The 23,019-nt window shown below is 71.8% G+C and carries 22 protein-coding genes; 4 read left to right on the forward strand and 18 right to left on the reverse strand.

The annotated features are described in order from the left end of the window. The first annotated feature begins 3 nt into the window (after positions 1-3). Both AC1UE4_RS10660 and AC1UE4_RS10665 read left to right on the forward strand, forming a co-directional pair. Positions 4-786: a ParA family protein gene (locus AC1UE4_RS10660; protein ID WP_482917205.1), complete on the forward strand. Its 783-nt coding sequence runs from the start codon at positions 4-6 to the stop codon at positions 784-786. A 9-nt stretch (positions 787-795) separates the two neighbouring features. Beyond that, on the forward strand, positions 796-1,533 hold the full coding sequence (locus AC1UE4_RS10665) for a L,D-transpeptidase (protein WP_482917206.1): 738 nt from the start codon (positions 796-798) through the stop codon (positions 1,531-1,533). On the opposite strand, the gene AC1UE4_RS10670 is transcribed toward AC1UE4_RS10665, so the two are convergent. The 13 genes from AC1UE4_RS10670 to AC1UE4_RS10730 form a co-directional block, all read right to left on the reverse strand. Continuing rightward, entirely contained in the window at positions 1,530-1,886 is a 357-nt protein-coding gene (locus AC1UE4_RS10670; RefSeq protein WP_482917207.1) for an STAS domain-containing protein, read from the reverse strand. The genes AC1UE4_RS10665 and AC1UE4_RS10670 overlap by 4 nt on opposite strands. 13 nt (positions 1,887-1,899) lie before the next feature. Beyond that, positions 1,900-2,457: a prepilin peptidase gene (locus AC1UE4_RS10675; RefSeq protein ID WP_482917208.1), complete on the reverse strand. Its 558-nt coding sequence runs from the start codon at positions 2,455-2,457 to the stop codon at positions 1,900-1,902. Beyond that, positions 2,454-2,816 carry a DUF192 domain-containing protein gene (locus AC1UE4_RS10680; RefSeq protein WP_482917209.1) on the reverse strand — a complete coding sequence of 121 codons (363 nt, stop codon included), beginning with the start codon at positions 2,814-2,816 and terminating at the stop codon, positions 2,454-2,456. Before AC1UE4_RS10680 ends, AC1UE4_RS10675 begins: the two co-directional genes overlap by 4 nt. An 8-nt stretch (positions 2,817-2,824) precedes the next feature. Further along, positions 2,825-3,733, reverse strand: a complete 909-nt coding sequence (locus tag AC1UE4_RS10685) for a type II secretion system F family protein (RefSeq protein ID WP_482917210.1) — start codon at positions 3,731-3,733, stop codon at positions 2,825-2,827. 10 nt (positions 3,734-3,743) lie between these two features. After that, positions 3,744-5,609: a VWA domain-containing protein gene (locus AC1UE4_RS10690; protein WP_482917211.1), complete on the reverse strand. Its 1,866-nt coding sequence runs from the start codon at positions 5,607-5,609 to the stop codon at positions 3,744-3,746. Continuing rightward, complete coding sequence (locus AC1UE4_RS10695) at positions 5,606-6,946, reverse strand: TadA family conjugal transfer-associated ATPase (RefSeq protein ID WP_482917212.1); 1,341 nt, start codon at positions 6,944-6,946, stop codon at positions 5,606-5,608. The genes AC1UE4_RS10690 and AC1UE4_RS10695 overlap by 4 nt, the downstream gene beginning before the upstream one ends. Beyond that, positions 6,946-8,148 (reverse strand): CpaE/TadZ family protein, encoded by a 1,203-nt coding sequence (locus tag AC1UE4_RS10700; protein WP_482917213.1) that lies wholly within the window; start codon positions 8,146-8,148, stop codon positions 6,946-6,948. The genes AC1UE4_RS10695 and AC1UE4_RS10700 overlap by 1 nt, the downstream gene beginning before the upstream one ends. Beyond that, positions 8,148-8,894, reverse strand: coding sequence for a Flp pilus assembly protein CpaB (gene cpaB, locus AC1UE4_RS10705; RefSeq protein WP_482917214.1), 747 nt, complete (start codon positions 8,892-8,894; stop codon positions 8,148-8,150). The genes AC1UE4_RS10700 and cpaB overlap by 1 nt, the downstream gene beginning before the upstream one ends. 63 nt (positions 8,895-8,957) lie before the next feature. Next, positions 8,958-11,285: a pilus assembly protein TadG-related protein gene (locus AC1UE4_RS10710; protein ID WP_482917215.1), complete on the reverse strand. Its 2,328-nt coding sequence runs from the start codon at positions 11,283-11,285 to the stop codon at positions 8,958-8,960. Positions 11,286-11,308: 23 nt separating this feature from the next. After that, positions 11,309-11,791 (reverse strand): TadE/TadG family type IV pilus assembly protein, encoded by a 483-nt coding sequence (locus AC1UE4_RS10715; protein WP_482917216.1) that lies wholly within the window; start codon positions 11,789-11,791, stop codon positions 11,309-11,311. 23 nt (positions 11,792-11,814) lie between these two features. Next, positions 11,815-12,000: a Flp family type IVb pilin gene (locus tag AC1UE4_RS10720; protein WP_482917217.1), complete on the reverse strand. Its 186-nt coding sequence runs from the start codon at positions 11,998-12,000 to the stop codon at positions 11,815-11,817. 79 nt (positions 12,001-12,079) lie between these two features. After that, the gene (locus tag AC1UE4_RS10725; RefSeq protein WP_482917218.1) at positions 12,080-12,265 is read right to left on the reverse strand and encodes a Flp family type IVb pilin; all 186 of its coding nucleotides are present in this window, start codon (positions 12,263-12,265) and stop codon (positions 12,080-12,082) included. Between the two features lie 79 nt (positions 12,266-12,344). Then, entirely contained in the window at positions 12,345-12,530 is a 186-nt protein-coding gene (locus AC1UE4_RS10730; RefSeq protein WP_482917219.1) for a Flp family type IVb pilin, read from the reverse strand. A gap of 267 nt (positions 12,531-12,797) precedes the next feature. Here AC1UE4_RS10730 and AC1UE4_RS10735 point away from each other — a divergent pair, with 267 nt between their 5' ends. After that, on the forward strand, positions 12,798-14,312 hold the full coding sequence (locus AC1UE4_RS10735) for a Clp protease/crotonase-like domain-containing protein (protein ID WP_482917220.1): 1,515 nt from the start codon (positions 12,798-12,800) through the stop codon (positions 14,310-14,312). Here AC1UE4_RS10735 and AC1UE4_RS10740 read toward each other — a convergent pair. Both AC1UE4_RS10740 and AC1UE4_RS10745 read right to left on the reverse strand, forming a co-directional pair. Then, on the reverse strand, positions 14,303-15,367 hold the full coding sequence (locus tag AC1UE4_RS10740; RefSeq protein ID WP_482917221.1) for a glycosyltransferase 87 family protein: 1,065 nt from the start codon (positions 15,365-15,367) through the stop codon (positions 14,303-14,305). The genes AC1UE4_RS10735 and AC1UE4_RS10740 overlap by 10 nt on opposite strands. Next, on the reverse strand, positions 15,351-16,535 hold the full coding sequence (locus tag AC1UE4_RS10745; RefSeq protein WP_482917222.1) for a hypothetical protein: 1,185 nt from the start codon (positions 16,533-16,535) through the stop codon (positions 15,351-15,353). Before AC1UE4_RS10745 ends, AC1UE4_RS10740 begins: the two co-directional genes overlap by 17 nt. A 113-nt stretch (positions 16,536-16,648) precedes the next feature. Between AC1UE4_RS10745 and AC1UE4_RS10750 the strand changes: the two genes are divergently transcribed. Beyond that, positions 16,649-19,147, forward strand: coding sequence for a hypothetical protein (locus tag AC1UE4_RS10750; protein WP_482917223.1), 2,499 nt, complete (start codon positions 16,649-16,651; stop codon positions 19,145-19,147). 6 nt (positions 19,148-19,153) lie between these two features. On the opposite strand, the gene thrB is transcribed toward AC1UE4_RS10750, so the two are convergent. The 3 genes from thrB to AC1UE4_RS10765 all read right to left on the reverse strand — a co-directional run bounded on the left by thrB (position 19,154) and on the right by AC1UE4_RS10765 (position 23,010). Beyond that, complete coding sequence (thrB, locus tag AC1UE4_RS10755; RefSeq protein WP_482917224.1) at positions 19,154-20,005, reverse strand: homoserine kinase; 852 nt, start codon at positions 20,003-20,005, stop codon at positions 19,154-19,156. Positions 20,006-20,101: 96 nt separating this feature from the next. Then, positions 20,102-21,118: a threonine synthase gene (thrC, locus tag AC1UE4_RS10760; protein ID WP_482917225.1), complete on the reverse strand. Its 1,017-nt coding sequence runs from the start codon at positions 21,116-21,118 to the stop codon at positions 20,102-20,104. 26 nt (positions 21,119-21,144) lie between these two features. Further along, positions 21,145-23,010, reverse strand: a complete 1,866-nt coding sequence (locus AC1UE4_RS10765; protein ID WP_482917226.1) for an outer membrane protein assembly factor BamB family protein — start codon at positions 23,008-23,010, stop codon at positions 21,145-21,147. Positions 23,011-23,019: the final 9 nt, after the last annotated feature.

The raw sequence follows: 23,019 nt of genomic DNA on the forward strand, positions 1-23,019 counted from the left end.
CCCGTGGCCGAGACGATCGCAGTCCTCTCCCAGAAGGGGGGAACGGGCAAGACAACGACGGTGCGGACGCTGACCGACGTCCTGCGCCGCATCGACCTGCGCGTGCTCGCGATCGATCTCGATCCCCAGGGCAACCTCAGCGACTACTTCGACATCGATCCGGAGGCCTCGCCGACCGTCGGCGACGTCCTCGCGGGCCGCGCGAAGGGCAAGCAGGCGATCCACGACGACGTCCTGCCCGCCAACCTGTCGCTGGCGGAGGCCGAGCTGGCGCTCGCGGGCAAGATGGGCCGCGAGCTGACGCTCAAGCGCGCGCTGAAGGACGTCAAGCGCGACTACGACGTCATCCTCCTCGACTGCCCGCCGACGCTCGGCCTGCTCACCGTCAACGCCCTGGTCGCCGCCGACCACGCGCTGCTGACCGCCGAGGCCCAGTACTTCGCGATGCAGGGCGTCGAGCAGGCGCTCGAGGTCATCGACCTCGCCAAGGACAGCCTCAACCCGGACCTGAACTGGCTCGGGGTCGTGTTCAACATCGCCGACATGCGCACCGTCCACTCCCGCGACGCCTACACGGCGCTCAAGGGCGAGTTCGGCGACAAGCTCTTCGACACGACCATCCGGCAGTCGATCGCGTACGCCGAGTCGGCGGAGCGCGCGCTGTCGATCCTCGATCACCGCGCCGACCTCGGCGAGGACTACGTGTCGCTGGCCGACGAGGTCCTCGCCCGGCTGGGCATGCAGGACGCGCGGCGGCGACTCGGATCGCTGCGCGCCGCCGCGTAGAGGCGTCCGATGCGCAGGGCCGTCGTCGGCACCGCGGCCATCGCGCTCGCGGGGTTGGGTGCCGGGGTGAGCGCCGACGCGCTCGGCACCGCCCTGCGGCCGGTCCACCTGCGCTACGCGATCGACAGCAGCGGCGTCCGGCAGGTGGTGGACGCCGGCCGGCACGTCGGCGCCCACGTCATGCGCCGGACCACGATCTACGCGCTGCCGGGTGCGCGGCGGCCGATCGCGCGGATCGCGACGAAGACCGCCTACGGCGGCCCGCAGGTCCTCTCGGTCGTCGTCTCGCGCCCCGGCTGGCTCGGCGTCCTGCACGAGTCGCGCCCGAACGGCCGCGTCGGCTGGATCCGCTTCCGCGACATCCGCCTCGTCCGCGAGCCCTACACGATCGTCATCGACCGCTCCGCCCGCACGGCGTGGCTGCGCAAGTACGGCCGGACGGTCCTGAAGTTCCCGGTGAGCGTCGGCCGCGCCTCCTCCCCCACGCCGCTCGGCCGCTACGCCGTGACGGACCGCCTCGCGATGCCCGCCGGCTCGGTCTACGGCTGTTGCGCGCTGGCCCTCACGGCCCGCCAGCACTACCTGCCACAGGGCTGGTACGGCGGCGACCGCGTCGCGATGCACGGCTCGCCCGACGACGGCGTCGGCGCGGCGTCGAGCTCGGGGTGCGTGCGCGTCCGCCACGCGGACCTCGTGAAGCTGATGAAGCGCGTCCCGATCGGGACGCGGGTCACGGTCCGGCGCTAGCTGGCCGGCTGCTGCCCGAGCGCTTCGCCGCGGGTCGCGTAGACCCCGAACACGGACTCCATCCGCGTGAGCCCGATGAGCCGCTGGACCTGCTCGGACGGCGCGGCCACGCGCAGGTCGCCCGTGAGCTTCCGCAGCCGGTTCGCGGCCGTGACCAGCACGACGAGGCCCGAGGAGTCCATGAACTCGACGGCCGACAGGTCGAGCACCACGTGGCGCACGCCGCTGTCGACGAGCTCGTCGATCGTCTGGTTGAGCTCGGGAGCGGTCACCGTGTCCACCGCGCCCTCCACCAGCACGAGCCGGGTGTCGTCGTCGACGACGAGGAGCTGCTTCACGACGCTCATGGCCATGCAGGCGTTTCTATCAGCTGGCGCCGAGATGGTGGCCGGTGAAGACGGCGATGATCCCGCCGATCGCGAGGAACGGCCCGTAGGCCATCGTCATCCCCTTCGCGGCGCCGCGATGACGCAGCACGAGCCACAGCGCGTAGACGGCGCCGGCGCACGCGGCGTAGAACAGCGCGTCGATGACCGTCGCGCCCAGCGCGGCGCCGAGCATCAGCCCGAGCTTGATGTCGCCCATGCCGAGGCCACCGCGAACCAGGATCAGCGGCAGCGCGAGGAACAGCGCCGCGCCGATCGAAGCGATGACGTACTCGAGCGCGTCCTCCGGCGACAGCGCGATGTTGAGGACCAGGAAGCCGAGCGTCGCCGGCAGCACGATGACGTTCGGGATGATCCGCTGGTCGAGGTCGATCGCGGCCAGCACGACGAGCACCGCCGCCAGGAGCGCGCCGGCGATCCCACGGTCCGAGAAGCCCAGGTCGATCAGCACGGCAGCCGCGGCGAGGACCGCGACCGCGAGGGTGACCGGCCGCCGGCCGGCGCTGAGGTCGCGGGCCGGCACCGATGTCGCCGTCACGCGGCACCGCCCTCGAAGCTGAGCCGCATGCCGGCCGAGATGCCGCGCCGCGACGCCTCGCCGTCGGCCAGCTCGAGCACCGACTTGGCGCCCTTGCGGGCGGCGATGCGCCACGGCCGAACCGACGGGGCGACGTCGAGCACGACGTCGTCGGCGTCGAGGAACACGGCGTCGATCGCGAACCGCATGAAGAACATGTGGATCGAGTTCGACGGCCGGATCACGATGCCCTCGCCCGGCGGCAGCTCGCGCCGGCCCAGGAGGCCGCGCAGCCGGCGCCACGGCGTCGTCGCGAGCAGGCAGCGCTCGCACACGACCGTTGGCGGCCGGTCGCCGGACCGCCCGGCCACGCTGACCACCGGCGGGCTCAGCTGAAGGCGTCCTTGATCTGCCAGATCGACGGCGACAGGAGGACGATGAAGATGACCGGGAAGATCAGGAAGATCAGCGGGAAGAGGATCTTGATCGGCGCCTTCTGCGCCTTCTCCTCCGCGCGCTGACGGCGGCGCTTGCGCATCTCGCTGGCGAGGTTGCGCATGATCGTGCCGGTCGAGACGCCGAGCGTCTCGCCCTGGATGACCGACCGCACGAACGAGCGCATGGCCGGCGTGTCGCTGCGGATGAGCAGGTTCGCGAGCGCCTCGTTGGTGGAGCGTCCCATCGCCTGCTCCTGCAGGGTGAAGCGCAGCTCCTCGGCCAGCGGGCCGCTCATCTCGCGCGCGGCGACGCGCAGCGACGCCGTGAAGCTCAGTCCCGCCTCGACCGTGACCACGATCAGGTCGATGAGGTCGGGCAGCTCGCGGTCGATGCGGTCGTGCCGCGCCCGCGCGCGGCGGCGGACGTAGGCGAGCGGGAACATCCAGCCGCAGCCGGCCGCCAGGACCACGAGCAGGTAGTAGGGACCGCCGCGATCCGTGGCCGCCAGGAAGGTCAGCAGCCCGAGCCCGAAGCCCGAGAGCACCCGCCAGCCCAGCAGCGTGCCGGTCGACGTGCGGTACATGCCCGCGGCCATGAGCTCGTTGCGCAGGTCGCTCTCGCGGATGCCGCCGAAGCGCCGGCCGACGAGGTCGCCGAGGCGGCGCACGAGCTCGCCGAGGCCGCCCGGGTGCGCATCCGGGGTCGGAAGCCCCGGCATGATCTGGTCGGCCCCGAAGCCGTAGGCCTCGATCTCGCCGAGGCGGGCCGCCGCACGCGTGCGCGGCGCCGCCATGGCCCGCGCGACGAGCACGACCGAGACGCCGACGAGCAGCAGCGCCAGCAGGAACACGAAGGTCATCGCGGGCACCTCATACGTCGATCTCCACGATGCGCTTGATGATGAGCGACCCGACCACGAGCAGGATCGCGGCCGCGACGAGCAGCAGGATCCCGGCGGTGGTGGTGTAGAGCGGGTTCATGTAGTCGGGGTTGATCAGGGTGACGACGACGAGCAGGACGGGCGGAAGCGCCGACACGATCCACCGCGTGAGCCGCCCCTGGGCGGTCAGCGTGCGGATCGTGCGCCGCACCTGCACGCGCTCGTTGATCGTCTCGGTCAGGCTGTCCATGACCTCGGCGGTGTTGCCGCCGGTCTCGCGCTGGAGCGTCGTGATGAGCGCCACGCGCTCGAAGTCGACGCTCTTCATCCGCTCGGCGACGCGGCGCATCGCCTCCGGCAGCGGCACGCCGAGCTGCTCATCGGTCAGGATCCGCCGGAACTCGCGGCGCGACGGCTCCTGGGTGTCGTCGAGGACGACGTTCATGGCGCCCACGAACGTGTGCCCGGCTCGCATGGCGGAGGCGATCACCTGGAGGTTGTCCGGCAGCTGCTCGCCGAAGAGCGCCCGCTGGCGGTCGACGCGGACGCGCACGAGCAGCAGGCCGCCGACCGGCAGCAGCAGCGCGAGCACGCCGGCGGCGGCGGAACCGGTGCCGGCGACGAGCAGCCAGCCGAGCAGGAACGTCGCGACCAGCACCCAGAACACCGCCGTCTCCGGCGTCATCCGGATGCCGGCCAGCGCGAAGTCCTCGGTCAGCTGCGCCCAGAAGCCGGTTCGCTGCTGGCGCGCGTTCTCGCCGATGACGCGCGACACGAGCGCCGCGCTCCACGCCTTCTCGTCGTGCTGGTCCGGCACGGTGATGTACCGGTCGATGCGCGACCGGACACTGCGGTTCGGCGCCAGCGCGACCAGGATGCCGATGCCGAGCAGCAGCGCCGCGACGACGCTGATGACAAGCGCCCCGCGTGTCGAGTTGAAGAAGTCCGCTTCCTCGTCGCGGGCGGCCGGCGCCTCCGAGAGGGGCTTCGTGCGGTACGTGGCCTGCGCGACGCCCGGGACGCCCTCGACGCGGACGGCGACGCGGACCTCGTCGCCAAGCGAGGCGTTGGACCGGTACTGCAGCACGTACTGGTTCGAGAGCTCGGCGCCGATGCGGCGGTAGATCTCGCGCAGCCGGTCGCTCGACGTCGCCTCCGTGTAGCTGCCGCCCGTCGCGCCGGCCAGCTCCTTGAGCGTCGAGGAGCTGTACGCGCGGGTGCGGAGCCCGACGGTGTAGATGCGGGCCGGCGTGCGGTCCGCCTCCTTGGCGACCTGCTCCAGCGTCGCGCGGCTGCCCGTGTCGGCGCCGTCCGAGAGGACGATGACCGAGCCGGCGCGGATGCCGCCCTGCTCGAGCATGCCGAGCGCCGCGTCGGTCGCGTCGTAGATGTTCGTCCCGCGGGCGAGCGTCGGCGTGCTCGCGAGGGCGGTCCGGATCTGCGCGCCGTCAGTGGTCAGCGGCAGCGTGACGACGGGCTGCTCGTTGAAGACGACGATGCCCAGCGGCTGCTCGGGGTTGCGCTGCTCGGCGAACGTCCGCGCGGCCTCGACCGCACCCTCGATCGCCTTGCCGTGCATCGACCGGCTCGCGTCGATCACGAGGACGGTGCCGAACTGGCGCTGGCCGACCTTGGAGCCGGGGACGATCCTCAGATCCTGGACGACGTCGGCGTTCTCGCGCAGGCGCACCCGCTCGGGCGAGAGCGACGCGCGCTCGGGCAGCGTCAGCAGGAAGGTTCGGTCGGGGAACTCGGCGCCGCCCACCGGCGACAGCCGGGGGCCCTCCGCGGACGCCGATGTGGCGGCGAGGAGAAGCAGCAGCACCGCGCCCGCCAGCGCGATCGCCCTTCTCACCGCAGCCGCCCCGCCGCGTACTCGTTGGCGCCCAGGCCGGAATGCCCCGCGGTCATCCAGGCCGGCAGCCGGACGTCCCGCCGCTCGAACTTGTGCAGGAACGTCGGGCGCAGGCCCGTCTGCTTCAGCTGGACGTGCGAGCCGTTCGCCTTGAGGTCGAAGAGGTCCTGCAGCGTCACGACGTCCGCCTCCATGCGCTGGACCTCCGTCACGGCGGTCACCTTGCGCGAGCCGTCGGGCATGCGGTCGATGTGGACCAGGAGGTCGAGCGCCGAGGCCATCTGCTGGCGGATGGCCCGGACCGGCAGGTCGAACCCGGCCATGAGCACCATGGTCTCGACGCGGCTGAGCGCGTCGCGCGGCGAGTTCGCGTGGACCGTCGAGACGGACCCGTCGTGGCCCGTGTTCATCGCCTGGAGCATGTCGAGCGCCTCGGCGCCGCGGACCTCGCCCACGATGATCCGGTCGGGGCGCATGCGCAGCGCGTTGCGCACCAGCTCGCGGATCGGGATCTCGCCCTCGCGCTCGATGTTCGGCGGGCGCGCCTCGAGCCGCAGCACATGCTCCTGATTGAGCCGGAGCTCCGCGGCGTCCTCGATCGTGATGATCCGGTCCTCGTTGGGGATCGCCGTCGAGAGCGCGTTGAGCAGCGTCGTCTTGCCGGTGCCCGTGCCGCCCGAGATGAGCATGTTGAGCTCCGCCCGCTGGCAGCACTCGAGGAACTCCTTGGACTCCGGCGTCAGCGTCCCGAGCCGGACGAGGTCGTTGAGGTCGAGGCGCTCCTTCGAGAACTTCCGGATCGTCAGCAGCGGGCCCGAGAGGGACAGCGGCGGGATGATCGCGTTCACGCGGCTGCCGTCGGGCAGGCGGGCGTCGACCATCGGCGAGGACTCGTCGATGCGCCGGCCGATCTGGCCGACGATCTTGTTGATGATCCGCCGCAGGTGCGCGTCGTCGCTGAAGCGCACGTTCGTCGGATGCAGCCGGCCGTCGCGCTCGATCCAGACCTGCTTCGGCCCGTTGACCATGATCTCGGAGATCGTGTCGTCGTTGAGCAGACGCTCGATCGGGCCGTGGCCGAGCGTGTCGTCGGCGATCTCCTCGGCCAGCCGGTTGCGGTCGTCGATGGAGATCCCGCGCTCGGTCGCCAGCCGCTGGCGGATGTCGGTCGTGACGAGCTTGTGCAGCGTCTCGTCGTCGGTGTCCGCGTTGTAGAGCTGCGGCCCGATCTCGGCGATGACGGCCGCGTGCACGCGGTCGCGGACCTCGCCGAACGGGTCGTGCTCTTCGGCCCCGACGTCGGGCCGCGACCGTGACAGTCGCTCGCGAAGCTCCATCAGCCCCTGCTCCTCATCAGGAGGCCGCGGCCGGTGCGCTTCGGCTTGGCGCCGGGCCGGGTAGCGGCGTAGATGTCGGCCAGCGAGTGGAACGCCTTGGCGGCCTCCGAACGCTTGCTCGACATCGCGATGGGCGTCCCGTCGTTCACCGACCGCGTGATGTCGCGATGGCTCGGGACGAGGACGTCCGGCGGCCGGCCGATGACCTTCACGACGTCGTTGTGCGTGATGCCGACGCTCGAGTCGGCGCGGTTGAGCACGATGCGGATGCGCTCGTGCTCGTAGCCCATGAGCTCGAGCGTCTCGAGCCCGAGCCGCGTGTTCTTCAGCGACAGGGCGTCGAGCATGCCCACCATGCAGACGTGCGACGACGCGTCGATCGTCGCGATGACCTCGGGCGTGAACCCGGGCGGCGTGTCGACGATCACGTAGTCGTAGTGCGCGCGCAGGAGCGTGTAGAGGTCCTGGAGGAACGAGACCGTGATCGCACCCGCCTGGTCGGGACGGCTCGGCGCGAGCAGCACGTGGACGCCCGAGGAGTGGGTCGCCATGTACGCCTCGATCTTCTCCGAGTCGAGCGACCCGCCCGACGTCGCGAGGTCGAAGCTCGTCTTGACCGGCGCCAGGCCGAGCGAGAGCCCGAGGTCGCCGAACTGCAGGTCGAGGTCGACGAGCGCAACGCGCGCGTCGCTCTCCGCCAGCGAGACGGCCAGGTTGCACGACGTCAGCGTCTTGCCGATGCCGCCCTTCGGGCCCAGCACGCACACCATCGTGGCGAGCGGGCGATCGCGGGGATCGATCGGCATGGCCCGCCGGGCGATCGCCTTCTGGACCGCGAAGGCCAGGTCGCCGGAGGGCGCGCGGCCGTCCTGCGGGTCGTCGAGCACGATGAGGTCGTCGGCGCCCGCCTCGAACGCGCGACGGACGTAGCCGTTCGCAGGCCCGTGGCTGACCAGGATGACCGGCCGGTCGGGCAGCTCGACGACCGACGCGCGAGCCAGCTCGAGCGCGGTCTCGGACTCGCGGTCCATCGCCAGCACGAGCACGTCGACGGTCTTGTCGTCGATGCGCTCCCAGCCGCGGTTCATCGAGTCGACGACGTCGCCGATCTCGACGCCCGACTCGTCGGGGAGGTGCGACTCGACCCAGGTGCGGTCGACGCCCTCGTCGAGGACGAGGAGGATCCGGGGGTTGCCACGCATCAGCGACGCCCCCGGATGATCTCGGACTGCTGCACGTCGGTGAGGCCGGTGGTCGGCGGGCGCGCGCTGTCCTTGGCGCCGGCGCCCGGCCGCAGGACGATCCACACGCGCGCGTTGTCGGCGAGCCAGGCGAGCTTGCCGACCTGGTCGTCGTCGGCGCGCAGGATGATGTTCCCGCCGCCCGAATCGCCGGTGCCGCCACCGGCGGAGGGCGCCTGCAGCACCAGCACGTTCGTGGCCAGCGTCTTGATGATGCCGCCGGCCGCGCTGGAGCCGCCGCCGCCACCGCCCATGCTCGCGAGCACGTCGACGCGGTCGCCCGTCTGGACGTTGCCGACGAGGCCATGGATGGCGTCGACGGGCACGGAGATCGCGCGGTCGTAGCCGGTGAGGCGCGCCTGGATCGTCGTGTCCGACCCCGCGAACGAGGCGGTGGTGATCTGCTCGCCCGGGTAGATGTCGGCCGCCGCGACCTGGCCGCGCAGCGCCGCCGTGTCGCTGACCGCGCCCGCCTTGACCTGCTCGGTGTCGACGGCCGTGACCACGCCGAGGCGGTTCGCCGCGATGACGTCGCCCGACGTGCCCTTGGGGATGAGGCTCTTCGCGACGAGCACGCGCTGCGTCCCGGCGCCGCCGCCCTCCTTCGTCTTGTTGTCGATGAAGAGGAAGATCAGGATCCCGGCGATCAACGCCGCGACGAAGGCGAGGAAGAGCGAGCCGTTGCGGGACGACATCACGTCGCGCATGGAACCCCCTCCGAAGGGCTTGCGGCCGCCGCCGCCTGACGAAGCTTCCATTCCGGGTTCTCCTTATCGAGTCAGCACGGCAACGCAGCCGCTGAAGGCATCGAAGTCACATTGCTCGCTCCCGCCGCCGCCGTCGTTCACGGGGTCGAGAGCCTTGAAGTAGTGGCCGACGACCTCGCCCGATTGGACGATGTCGTCGTCGTGAAGCGTGTCGCCCGGGACGGGCGTCTGGCAAGGGTTGATCGACTGCTGGTTGCCCTGGCCCTGCCAACCGGTGATGTAGAAGTAGCCGAAGTCGCGCACCGGGATCGGCTTGTTGTCGTCGAACGAGCCGTAGGGCACCACGAAGAGCGCGACGACCCGCGGATCCGACAACGAGATCTTGCCGCTGAGCACACCCGTGTTCGGATCCTTCCACTGGTTGCGGCGGTTCGCCGGGCAGGTGTTGGGAACGGTGCACGTGCCGCCGTTCTGGGGGAACGCCGCGCCTCCGCAGAACACGCGCCGGTTGATGCCGGCGCCGATCTGGGGGGGTGTCGCGCCAGTGCCGACCGCAGCGCACTGCCAGGGCTCGGCGGCAGCGGCGAAGTCCTGCCGCACCAGCCCGGCGCAGCCGCCGCTCCACGGCGACCCCTGCCCGGTGAACACCCGGTAGCGACGCTGGCAGCCCTTGGCGAGATCCTCCTCCGGTTGGGAGCTCTGCGTGGGGTCGCAGGTCACCGTGCCGGTCGTCGAACCCACAGTCGGGCCGCGCAGGCGGGTCGGAGGAGCCGTGATGTCCTCGTCGTTGGTCAGGCCGGCGGTGACCCCGATGGTCACCGAGAGGCTGGGCGAGCAGGCGGGCTCGGGTGCGGCGTCGTCGCGGCACCGAGGGAACGAGACGTCCGAGCCGTTCAGCCCGATCTGCGCCAGCTCGATCGGGTTGCTCGTCGCTCCGCGCGTGAACGTGCGCTGAACCGCCACGCCTCCGTCGCCGTCCCGTAGCGCGATGTTCTTGCACGGGTTGTTGTTCTGGCCCGTCGTGCACGTCACCGCGTTCGCACCGTTGATGCTGATCTTGACGCCGTCGGCCTGCGGCGTGCTGATCGTCCAGAAGAAGCGGATCTCGGCAGGGCCGGTTCCGGTCGGCACGGTCAGGGGGCTGGTCGTCGACCAGACGCCGTTGCCCTTGTACTCCATGTTGGGCGCGTCGTTGTTCCCGGCGGTGGTGCTGAAGGTCGCGAAGAGCCCTCGGCCCTTGGTGTCCGAGCCCGCTGGAGCGGCGACGTCGGGCCCGAAGTCGACCTTGGCCGTCACGTCGACCTTGCGCGCGCCCGACCCGCACGGGGCCGAGAACGAGACGTCGGGGTCGTTGCAGCCCGCGGAGGCCGGGTTGGTCATCCGGATCTCGCGCGCGATCGGCTCCTTCGGCGGCACCGCCTCGGTGATGTCCGCGTTGGTCGCAGTCGAGGCCGGCGGCTTGTACGTCTGGATGAAGACGAGGCCGCCCTTGGGCGCGGCAGCCGTTCCCTGCTCGTAGCAGACGACCAAGGTCTGCGCGCAGGCGGTCGTGAGGTCAGCGCTGAGGTCCTTGCTCTTGCGCGAGCTGAGGGCGATCACGGCGCTGGTCCGCTGGCTGGCCGTCTTGCTGAACAGCGGCCGTAGGGTGCCGAGGTCGTTCGTCCACATCGACAGGCCGTTCTGGTCGGAGCCGCGCTTGAGAACAGCGGTCGCCGGCGTCGTGCCCGTGGGGTCGTCCGCGTTGCGCAGCACGCAGCTCGAGGTCACCGCCGTGCCGCAGCCCGTCTTCCCCTCGTCGACGATCCAGACCCTGGCCTCCGTCGGCGTTGGGTCCACGACCCCTACCGGGGTGATCCCCGCGTTCGAGATGACGCGCGTCTTCAGCTCCGCGCGTGCGCGGGCGTTGAGGTACTTGACGAACCCGATCTGGAACATCCAGGGCAAGTCGGTCTCCGTCAGCTTCACGTCGACGGTCTTCGTCTCGCACGGGCTGCCCAGGTCGCTGTCAGCCGGATCCGGCTTGTTCGACTGCTGGTAGTACGTCGGCTGGTTGATCTTGTCGCCGGTGTTGCCGGCCAGGAACACGTTGCTCTGCCGGTCGCCGACCTGGACGTTGTACCGCTGCCCGGTCGACGGGTCGACCATCATCCCGGCGTAGATCTTCGCCATGTTCGTCACGCCGTTGTCCACGGCGGGCGTGCAGTCGACGGCATGCAGCTCGTTGATCGCCGCGAGCGCGGCCGCGTCAGCCTGCGTCTGGAGGTGGCGCTTGTGCACGAACCAGTTCGCCATGTCGACGGCGAACACGGCGAGCACGACCAGGACGGGCATCGCGCCCGCGACGATCACGAGGACGCTGCCTCGCTCGCGGCCGGCCAAGCGCCGGCTCACGGGACGGGAGGGTGCCTGCTCCGTCACGGGCACGCTGCCGTGAGCATGCCCGCGGGCGGGATGGCTTCGAGGCGCATCGTCGCCGTCCCGCTCATCGGCCGGGTGATGCCACCAAGGCCGGGGATGCTCATGAACTTGTAGTCGGACCGGACGACGACCTTCACCGGCTTGCCAACCTGCGGCCCGCTGTCCGCGGTGATGCAGACCTTGAGCGAGCCCTGGGAGCCAGAGCCGCTCGAGACCCCGTTCTTGAGCTCGCTCGTGTCGGCCTGCTGGCGGATGTACTCCGACAGCGACTGACCGGGGACCGACGTCGGGTTCTGGCCGACCGCGGCGTACCGCGCGCCCATGTTGGCCAACTGCTGGGTGTCGTTCCAGTAGTTGTACGCCTTGGACAGGTCGACGATCCCGAAGATCAGCGCAACCAGGACAGGGAGCACCAGCGCCATTTCGACGAGGGCTTGGCCCGACTCGCGTCGGGCCTTGTGCCGGCGTACCTGCTCCACAGCGCGCTCCGGTCGCGTGTCTATCAGGTGATGGAGTTGGCGACCTTGGAGATCACGGACGTGATCTGGCCACCGAGCAGCGTGAGCGCGAGGATCGCAACCACCGCGACGAACACGAGGATCAGCGAGTACTCGGTGAGACCCTGGCCCTGCTCATCGTCGAAAGCGGCGGTGAGTCGGTTCTGGAGGGCGACGAAGAGAGCAAGCATGAGAGACGTCCTTCTGGGGGGTGAGCGATCCGACCAGGCGTGGGGGCGTTGCGGCGGACGCCCCCACACCGGCCCAAGATCAGGTGATCGAGTTGGCGACCTTCGAGATGACCGACGTGATCCGGCCGCCGAGCAGCGTCAGCGCGAGGATCGCGACCACCGCGACGAACACGAGGATCAGCGAGTACTCCGTCAGACCCTGGCCCTCCTCCCGGCGGAGAGCGTTCGTGACCGTGTTCTGAAGTGCAACGAAGAGAGCGAGCATGAGAGACGTCCTTCTGGGGGGTGAGCGATCCGACCAGGTGTGGGGGCGTTGCGGCGGACGCCCCCACACCGGCCCAAGATCAGGTGATCGAGTTGGCGACCTTCGAGATGACCGACGTGATCCGGCCGCCGAGCAGCGTGAGCGCGAGGATCGCGACGATGGCCACGAAAACCAGGATCAGGGAGTACTCCGTCAGACCCTGACCCTCCTCCCGGCGGAGAGCGTTCGTGACCGTGTTCTGAAGTGCAACGAAGAGAGCGAGCATGGCGGCTCTGAGTCCTCCTGTGACGCGAGCCGACCTGCCGGCCTCGCTGTTTGGGTGCACGGCGACTATCGGCAACATCGGGACCGTAAATCAAGTGCCCAATTTTCGGTCTGTAGCCTTTTCGTGGGCTTTTGGACACATGTTCGACGCGGATCACAAAGCTGGGTACGCGAAGGAGCGTCAACTTGAGGAGGAACATCCCCAGTCGTCCGCCAACGCTTCACCGATTGCTCGACGCGCCCGTCGCCGGTCCCTACGCTCCGCGCGATGAACGCCTCCACGAGACCGGCGCCGGGGGTGCTCGCGACCGCGCGAGCGCGGCTGGTGCCGTGGCTCGAGGAGCACGCTCTGCTGGTCGCCGGCGTGACCGCGGTCGCCGCGGTGATCCTCAGCCAATCGCACCGCCACCTCAACCAGGACGGCTGGCTGGCGCTCGTCGGCGGGCGCGAGGTCGCGCACCACGGGATCCCCGACGTGGACCCCCTCACCGTCTACGCGCAGGGCGTCGACTGGATCGACCAGCAGTGGCTCTCGCAGCTGATCTTCTACGGGCTCCACCAGCTCGGCGGCCTCGCACTGGTCTCGATCTTCTACCTGCTGCTCTGCGTCGGCGCCCTCGCCGCGGCGCTGGCGGCGGCGCGGCTTCGCGGCGGCACGGAGCGGCACGTCATCTGGCTGCTGCCGATCGCCGCGTTCCTGTTCATCGCGGTCGGCATCGAGATCCGCACGCAGGGCTTCTCCTATCCCCTCTTCGTCGCGGTCCTCTGGCTGCTGCTCGCCGATCCCGACGGGCGCCGGCGCCGGACGTGGCTCGTCTTCCCGCTGCTCGTGCTGTGGGCGAACCTCCACGGCGCGGTCGTCCACGGCATGGGGGTCGTGGGCCTCTACGGGCTCGTGCTGCTGGGCCGCCGGCTGCTCGCCGGCGAGCGCACGCCGCGCGCGCTGCTGCGGCCCGTCGCCTTCTGCCTGCTGCCGCTCGTCTGCGTCCTGATCACGCCATACGGACTGGACGTGCTCGACTACTACCGCGGCACGCTGACGAACGACACGTTCCGCGAGGTCATCAGCGAGTGGCGGCCCGTCACGACGGTGACGCCCGTCGCCGTGCCGTTCTTCGCGCTCGCGTTCTGGTCGATGTGGCTGCTCGGCCGGGCCCGTGCCCACGCCGGCGTGTTCGAGCAGCTCGTCCTGCTCGCGCTCGCGGCGGCGAGCATCAGCACCGTCCGCAACGTCGTGTGGTTCGCCACCGCCGCGCTCATGATCCTGCCGCCGGTCATGGCGCACGGGCTCGCCCGCCGGGACCCGGCGCCCCGCCGGCGCCAGCTCAACCTCGCGATCTCCGCCGCCTCCGCGGCGTGCCTGGTCATCGCGACCGCCGCCGTGGCCCTCAAGCCCGCGTCGTGGTTCGAGCAGGGCTACGACCTGCGCGCGCTGCCCGTCATCGCCGATGCCGCCGCCCGCGACCCGCGCCTGGTCATCTTCCCCGACGGCCGCTTCGGCGACTGGCTGCTGTGGCACGAGCCGCAGCTGGCCGGCCGGATCGCGTACGACACGCGCCTCGAGCTGCTGAGCAAGCGCCAGCTGCGGGCGCTGTCCGACCTCTCGACCGTCGGCCCCGACTTCGACCGGGCCGTCCGCGGCTACGAGCTCGTGATCCTCGACTCGAACGGCCACGAGGAGGCGACGAACGCGCTCCTGCGCCAGCGCCAGACGCGTCCGGTGTTCCGTGGCAAGGACCTGATCGTGGCCCGCCGCACCACGCAGCCTCCGCCCTACCGCTGACGCGACTCGCGCTGCATCGCGGTCGCCGCGAGCGCGGCGACCATCACGCCGAGGATGGCGAGCACGAGCGCCTTCTGCCCCGCGCTGCCGTCGACCGGGGGGCAGAGCCACAGGACGCCCGGCAGCACCCACGTCCAGTGCAGCGTCCGGTGCAGCACGGCGACGGGCACGAGCAGCACGACGAGGAAGTGCGTCCACACGATCGGCGACACGACGAGCGCGGCGCCGAGCACGAGGACCAGCGACGTGGCGTCGCGGCCGCGCCAGCCGTTGACCGCCGCGGCGACGAGCAGCGCGCCGCCTGCGCCCCACACCAGCGCCGTCCCGAGCGCGTCCGGGCCGCCGAGGTCCGCGACGAGCGCGGACAGCGTGTAGGCCTTGTCGCGGTACTGGTCGATGGCGCCCTGCAGCGCGTCGACGAACGCGCCGACCGAGCCGACGTCGACGAGCACCCATGCGGCGGCGGTGGCAACCAGGGCGGCCACGGCGGTCAGCGCGGCCGCCCGCCAGCGCCGCGTCGCGGCGAGCCACACGCCGAGCGGCCAGAGGAAGAGCTTGACGGCGACGGTCAGCGCGGTCACGGCCGCCGCCACGGGCTCCGAGTCGCGGCGGCGCCAGAGCACCGCCACGCCGAGCGCCAGCGCGAGCGAGACGTTGGCGGTCTGGAAGCCCGAGTACACGGGCGACCACAGCGCCGCGGCTCCGTAGCAGCGCCAATCGCGAACCCCGAGCACCCACAGCGTGGCGACCGCGCAGACGAGGCTGAGGATCGTCGCGACGACCTCGGCCACGCCGAGCGGCAGGATCGCCAGCGGCGCGAGGAGGACGGCGGCGAGCGGCGGGTAGTCGCTCGAGCGCGCCGCCCCGTCGAGCAGCGCCTTGCTGTCGCGCCAGTACGTGTCGTAGTCGACGGCGACCGCGCCGCGGTCGATCGCGCCCCGGTACGCGAGCGCCCACAGCAGCAGCGGCACGACGGCGAACGCGATCACCGTGAGCACGTTGCGGGCCGCCCGGCGCAGCGCGACCTGCGGCGCGACGTCAGCGCTGCTCGCCATAGCTCACGCCGTAGTCGCCCCCCGGCGCACCGCCGTGCGCGTGGATCCACGCGAGGAACGAGACCGACAGGATGGCCTGCGCGACCACGAGCGCGACGAGGACGCGGCGCCCGAACGCGGGCCGCAGCAGCGCGGCCGCCGCCAGCCCGAGGAACGGCAGGACGAAGGCGACGATGAGGTAGTGGCGGTAGACGAGGAAGCCACTGAGGGTCAGGAGGATGCCGTATCCCCACAGAGCGCCCCGCACCGCCAGCGTGCTCGGCGCGCGGGCGCCGCCGAGCGGGAAGGTCCGGGCCCGGACCCGCGGCCAGACCGCGATCGCGATCGCCTCGACCGCGAGCGCGATGCCGAGGACGAGGATCGCCGCGAACGTCACGCCGACGAGGTGGGTCTCGACGCCGCCGATCCGCGGCGCCGCGAGGAAGGCGCCGAGGTCGGAGCCGGCGGACTCGACGAGGTCGACGCCGAGCGGGTACGTGAGCCACAGCCGCCAGAACCCGAGCGAGAGCGTGTTCGCGATGCTGCGCTCGGCCGGATGGGAGTCGCCGAGCGCGTCGTCGAGCCACGGGATGAGGGTCAGGGCCCCGAGGAGGGAGCCGGCGAGCCACCAGCGCCAGCGCACGGCGCCGCGATCCGCGAGCGCCGTCCAGCCCGCGAGCCCGGCGGCGAAGAAGAACCCGCTCATGTGGATCTGCCCGAGCCACGCCCCGCCGAGCCCCCAGGCGAACGCGGCGGCGGCCCGGGTGCGGAACCACCACGCGACGAGGACGGCGAGGACGAACGGCGGCAGGACCGACTGGATCCAGATCTTGCGGCTGAAGAGGATCGCGAGCGGGTTGACGGCGAGCAGGGCCGTCGCCCAGAGCCAGGGTTCGCGCTGCGCACGGGGCACCACGCGCCGCGCGAACGCGGCGAGGCCGAGCACCGCCAGCGCGTTGAGGACCATGACCCCGCGCACCATCGACACCGGGTCGTCGAGCCCGATCGCCCGCGCGAGGACGGAGTAGACCCAGATGCCCATGCCCGGGTTGGGCGTCCCGACGCCCGACGTCTGCCCCGTCCAGGGCCAGGGATCCGGGCCCGTCGCCTGCTCGAAGAGGTAGGCCTCGTCGCCCTTGTACTCCATGTCGCCCGCCCAGATCAGGCGTAGGACGACGCCGGCCGCCACCGCTGCAGCCAGTCCGGCGGCTCCCGCTCGACTGGCCGAACTTGAGCCCGATGTGGGGGTCTCTGGACGAATGGACGGTGGAAGAAGTTGGACCGATGTCCGACCCTAACTGCATGCGCTCCCGGAGACTGCGCGCGTCAGGGCTCGTTCTGGGCCTCCTCATCGCCGCCATCACGCTCAGCCAGACCGTCGCGTCGGGCTCCTCCCCCTGCACGGGCACCGCCCTCGCTCCCAGCTGCTTCGAGGCAGGAGACGGCGATCTCGTCGCCGGCTCGGGCCATCTGGACTGGTCGAACGTTCAGGGCACGGCGTCCTCGGACGCCACCGTCCCGTACGAGGTCACGCTGACCGACGGCACGGGCGCCAGCGACGACTCCCTCTCGGGCGGCACGAAGGAGGACCAGGACCCGAACACGTGGACGTTCACCACGAACCCGGGCACCAACAACGACTTCCGCGCCGGCGTCTTCGCCCGCGACCTCGTCCCGAACGCGGCGAAGGGTCGCAACGACGTCTTCATCTACGCCGCGTTCGAGCGTGTCGGCACGAACGGCACGAACAACATGAGCATCGAGCTCAACAAGCTTCAGCCGGTCCTGCGTCTCGGCAAGAAGGTCCCGAACCGCTCGGACGACGACCTCCTGGTGCTGTTCGACGACCAGCTCAGCTCGGTCCGGATCTGCAAGTGGAAGTCGGTCGGCGGCGCGGGCTGGTACCAGGTCGACGCAAACGGCGTCGCCACCGGGACGAAGCTCGGCGGCAGCGACGACTGCACCAACATCACGGCGCTCAAGGCCGGCGCGGCAGTCGGGCGCGCCGGCGTCGGAGCGCTCGCCAACCCCGGCTACCTCGCCGGCTTCAGCGACCCGATCGCCGCCAACGCGTTCGGCGAGGTCGGCCTGAACCTCACCGAGCTGCTCGGCGGCGCCGGCGGGGCGCAGCGGTGCTTCTCCTACGGCTCCGTCTTCATGCACTCGCGCGTCTCGAGCTCCGGCACCGCGTCGATGGACGACTACGTCGCGCCGAAGGAGATCCCGGCAACGGGCAACTGCTCGGCGACGGTCGTCAAGAAGGTCTCCACCTCGGCGGCGGGTCCGTTCACCAACGACACGTCGACCGGGACCGCATCGCCGCACCTCTACTACGAGATCACCGCGACGAACTCCGGCACGGTCGAGCTGAAGAGCCCGGCCATGGCCGATCCCGGCTGCGACAACCTCGCTCCGAAGGCCGGCGGCAAGCGCGACTCGGACGGCGACGCCGACGCGACGCCGGCGACGTTCGATCCGGGCGACCAGTGGACGTGGACCTGCGACAAGGCGATCTCGCCGGATCCGGCCGTGGGCTCGAGCTACGTGAACACCGCGTCGTTCAGCGGCGTGGCGGATGCGGACAAGACGCCGACCGTCACAGCGAGCGACTCGTCGACGACGACGTTCATCGACGCAGCGACGACCTCGCTGTCCGTCGCCAAGAAGGTCGCGACCTCGCTGGCGGGTCCGTACACCGCCGGGCCCGTGACGGGCGTCGACGCGACGCAGCCGCTCTTCTACGAGATCGCGGTGACGAACACCGGCACGGCGACGCTGACGAACCTCGCGCTCTCCGACGTGGGCACGAGCGACCCGGACGCGGGCGGGCCGAGCGCCGGCACCACGAAGACGCCGGGCTGCTCGATCAACGACACCGACGGCACGCTCAAGGCGCCCGCGCGGCGCACGAAGGCCGACGGCACCACGCCAGATCTCGACGGCAGCTTCGACGCCGGCGACATCTGGACGTGGACGTGCTCGCAGACGGCGGCGGCCGGCGGCTTCACGCCGCTCGGCACCTACGCCAACCAGGTGAGCGCGGCCGGCACGGCCGGGGCCACGCAGGTCTTCTCGCAGGCCTCCACCGCCAGCGCGACGTTCAAGGCCGCGCCCGCGGGTCCCGGCGGTGGCGGCGACAACACCGGCGGCGGCGGTGACAACACCGGCGGCGGCGACACGACCAACAACGGCGGCACGACGACCACCGGCGGGACGCCCACGGGCACGGGCTCGAGCACGAACACCGGCGTCGTCGACACGACGACGAAGTTCACCCGCACCCTCAAGGGCTGCCTCGACACCAAGCGCCGCGTGGCCATCAAGGGCCGCTCGATCGCCAAGGTGACGTTCTACGTCGACGGCAAGAAGCGCAAGACGCAGAAGGTGGCCAACAAGAAGGGCCAGTTCACCTTCGACGTCAGCCCGTCGCTGACCGACACCAAGAAGCACAAGCTCAAGGCGGTCGTCGACTACAAGCCGGGCAGCGGCTTCAAGCGCAAGACCCTGACGCAGACGTACCGGTCGTGCGGCTGCAAGTCGAAGCGCTCGTTCAACATCCGGATCGTCTCGCACAAGGCGGACCCGGTGGTGAGCGCGAAGGTGCTCGTCAACGGCAGCCAGGTCAAGGTCATCAAGGGGAAGCGGCTCACCGCTCCCGTCAAGCTGACCGGCCTGCCGAAGGGCACCTACGTGGTGAAGATCATCGCCCGGACGAAGTCCGGCAAGAAGCAGGTCGGCACCCGCAAGTACCGGACCTGCCGGCCCAACGACAAGAAGAAGCGCAAGAGCCCGAAGCTCTAGGCGAGCTCAGAGCTCGCGGACGTCGGCGCCCATCGGCTCGAACGGTGCGCGCACGACGTCCGCCCAGCCTTCGCACTCGCGGCGGACGGCGGTCATGAGGCCGCCGGTCCGCTCGTAGTGCGACCACAGCAGGACGGTCGGGCCGGCGCCCGAGATCGAGGCGCCGAGCGCGCCGAGCTCCGTCGCCCGGTGGACGAGCTCCATCGAGCGCGGGTACAGGTGCGCGCGGCGCGGCTGGTGCAGGCGGTCGGCGAGGCCGCGGCTCAGCAGCGTCCAGTCGCCGCGCGCGAGGCCGAGCATGAGCAGCGCGCCGTGGGCGACGTTGAACACCGCCTCCCCCATCGGGACCTCGGCGGGCAGCGCGGCGCGCGCGGCCTCGGTGCGGACGGGCTCGTGCGGCACGACGACGACCGCCTCGAGCTCCGGCGGCGGGTCGACGCGCACGGCCTGGCCATCGGCGCAGACGACGATCCCGCCGCACAGCGCGGCGCCGACGTTGTCCGGATGCCCCTCGATCTCGGTGGCGAGCGCGAGGAGGTCGGCGTCGAGCTCGAAGAGGTGGTCGGCGGCCACCAAGCCGGCGACGATCGCCGACGCGCTCGAGCCCAGCCCGCCGTTGAGCGGTATCTGCGACGAGACGCGGAACGTGAAGCCGTCGGCCGGGTGGAGCCGCTCGAACGAGCGGACGATGAGGTTCGAGCGGTCGCGCGGGACGTCGAGCTCGGTCTCGACGGCGAACGCCCCGGTCTCCTCCACCTCGACCTCGAGATGGAGCGCGAGCGCCGCCGCGAAGGCGTCGAACCCCGGGCCGAGGTTGGCCGAAGACGCGGGGACCCGGACGAGCCGCCGGCGCTGCATCAGCCGGCGACGGCCCTCTCCGCCGCGATCTTCGATCGGGAGGGTGTCACCCGACGACGGCCCTCTCCGCCGCCGCGATCTTCGATCGAGAGGGGGTCACCCGAGGACGGCCCTCTCCACCGCCGCGATCTCCGGCTCGCAGGGCACCACCGCGCCGGCGCGGTCGAGCGCCGTCTGGGGGTCCTTCAGGCCGTGGCCGGTGAGCACGCAGGCGACGCGCTCGGCGCCGTCGGCGCCGTAGGCGAGCAGCCCGGCGACGGATGCGGCCGACGCGGGCTCGCAGAAGATCCCCTCGCGCGCGGCGAGGAAGCGGTACGCGTCGAGGATCTGGTCGTCGGTGACCGCGCGGATCTGGCCGCGCGACTCGGTCATCGCCGCCATCGCCTCCTCCCAGCGCGCCGGGTTGCCGATGCGGATCGCCGACGCGACCGTCTCGGGCTTCTCGACGCGCTGCCCATGCACGAGCGGCGCCGCGCCCGCGGCCTGGAAGCCGAAGAGCCGCGGCGAGGCGCCCGCCTCGACGAACCCCTTCCAGTACGCGGTCACGTTGCCCGCGTTGCCGACGGGGATGCAGAGCACGTGGGGCCCGCCGCCGCCGAGGTCCTCGATCAGCTCGAACGCCGCGGTCTTCTGGCCCTCGAGCCGGAATTCGTTGACGCTGTTGACGAGCGCGATCGGGTGCCGGGTGACGAGCTCGCGCACCAGGTCGAGCGCCTGGTCGAAGTTGCCGCGCAGCGCGATGACGCGCGCGCCGTGCATGAGCGCCTGGGCGAGCTTGCCGGTCGCGATCTTCCCCTCGGGCACGATGACGGCGCCGGTCAGCCCCGCCTTCGCGGCGTAGGCGGCCGCCGACGCGGCGGTGTTCCCCGTCGACGCGCAGATGACCGCCTTCGCGCCCTCGCGCACGGCGGCCGACACCGCGCTCGTCATCCCGCGGTCCTTGAACGACCCGGTCGGGTTCGCCCCCTCGAGCTTCAGCCACACCTCCGCCCCGACGCGCTCGGACAGGTGCGGCGCGTGCACGAGCGGCGTCGAGCCCTCGCCCAGGGTGACGATCGGGTCCCCTTCGTCGAAGGGCAGGCGGTCGCGGAAGCGGTCGATGAGGCCGGGCACGGCGGTGCAGCCTACGCGAGCGGCGGTCAGCGGCCGCGTGGCAACGTCCGCGCGCCGCAGCGCGGCTCGAGCGCGGCCGGCCGCCCGAACGCGTCGGGCACCGTCTCGCGGGTGCAGACGAGCCAGTGGTCGCGGCGGCCCAGCCGTCCACGCGGATAACGCAGCGTCACCCGGGCGAACCGCCGGCGCTGCACCTGCCAGCGCCGCCCGTCGACCTTGCGCCACGTCGTCGCGGACCCGCGCGCCAGGTAGGCGTGGACGACCCGCTTGCGCACCGCCGCGGTCCGCGGCGCGCCGATCGTCACCCGCAGCCGGGGTCGGGGCCCGCGAGCGCCGAGCACGCGGACATCGAGTGGGAAGTCGGCGAAGACGTCCACTGGCGCGCTGGCCACCGCGGGGTCGCGGACGAGCACCGCCCGGACACGGATGTTGCGCTTCGGCTTCAGCCACGCGGCGAACCGCCCGCCCGCACGCGTCACCAGCTTCTCCGCCGCGCGCCAGCGATCGTCGAACGGCCACGGATCGGCCTCGATGCGCACGGTCCGCCCCACCACCGAGGGCAGCCCGCTCAGCGTCCCGCTCAGCCGCGTCCGCTTCCCGATCTCGAGCGTCCGCCGCCCGGCCCGGAGGGTCAACGTGGGCCCGGCGACCACCGGAGGCGGCGTCGTGGTCGACGGGGCCGTCGCCGTGGGCGGCGCCACCGGCGCAGGGGACGTCGCCGAGCACGTCGACCCGCTGCCGCCGTTCTCGAACGCCGCGAGGCCGCCGCCCGCGTTGACGAGGAGCAGGCCTTCGCCGGCCGCGACCGGCGCCACCGAGAAGTCCGACGGCGTGTCGGGCGGCAGGTCGAGTCGCACGCACCACGCGGGGGAGCCGTCGGCAAGAGACAGCGCGACGACGTCGCGGGCGTTGTACTGCCAGTCGCTGACCGACGTGTAGACGAACGGCCCGGCGACGAGCGGCCGCCCGAGGACGTACCCGTCCGGCGGGTTGAACGTCCAGCGCGTCGTCTCGTACGCCGGGCCGAAGGCGCGCAGCTTGTACTCGCCCCACTGCACGCCGCCGTCGCCCACGAGCGTCGGCACCACCGCGCCGCGCCAGTTCCCGAGCACCGCGCCCGAGCCCGCGTCGTGGATGAGCTGCTCGTACGCGAAGAGCCGGCCGGCCGCCAGCGCGGGCGTGTCGCCGCCGCCGCCCGTGCAGCACCCGGCGCTGTGCCAGCGCTCCGCCCCCGTCGCGCGGTCGATCGCGTAGGTCTGCTGACCCGCGACCGACACGTACAGCGTCGAGCCGTCCAACGCGGGCGTGCTGCCCGACCCGCTCGTGATGTCCTTCGCCGGCCACAGCGACGCCCCGTCGGAGGCGCGCAGGCCGTAGAGCAGCGTCCCCGGCGCGTTGCCGAGGAAGAACAGCTGGCCGCCCGCGGCGACCGGCCCCGAGCCGGGGCCGTAGGACGCGGGCAGGTCGCGGTGCCACAGCTCGGCGCCGGTCGCGGGATCGAGCGCCACCGCGCGCACGTCGCTCGGGTAGTCGTCGCGCACCGGCGTGAGCACGAAGAGCCGACCACCGTCGAGCGCCACGGCCGCCGTGCGCATCGGCTTGGACCAGAGGACGTGCCCGTCCGCCGTCGAGAGCGCGGTCAGGACCGGCTGGAAGTCCGCGCCCCGCGCGACGTACAAGACGCGCCCGCCGCTCACCAGCACGTTCGACCAGACGGATCCCGCGCCGGACCGCCAGCGCAGCGCGAGCGGCGGGCGCAGCGGGCTGTCGGGCACGGCGTTCGTGTGCGCGACGTCGACCAGCACCTGCGTCGTCTCGTCGGCGGCGCGCGTGGCCGCCGGCGCCGCGAGGGCGGCGATCACGACGGCGGCGAGGACCCGGCGCGCACGCATCGGTGCAGG

The organism is Parviterribacter kavangonensis (assembly GCF_056863335.1).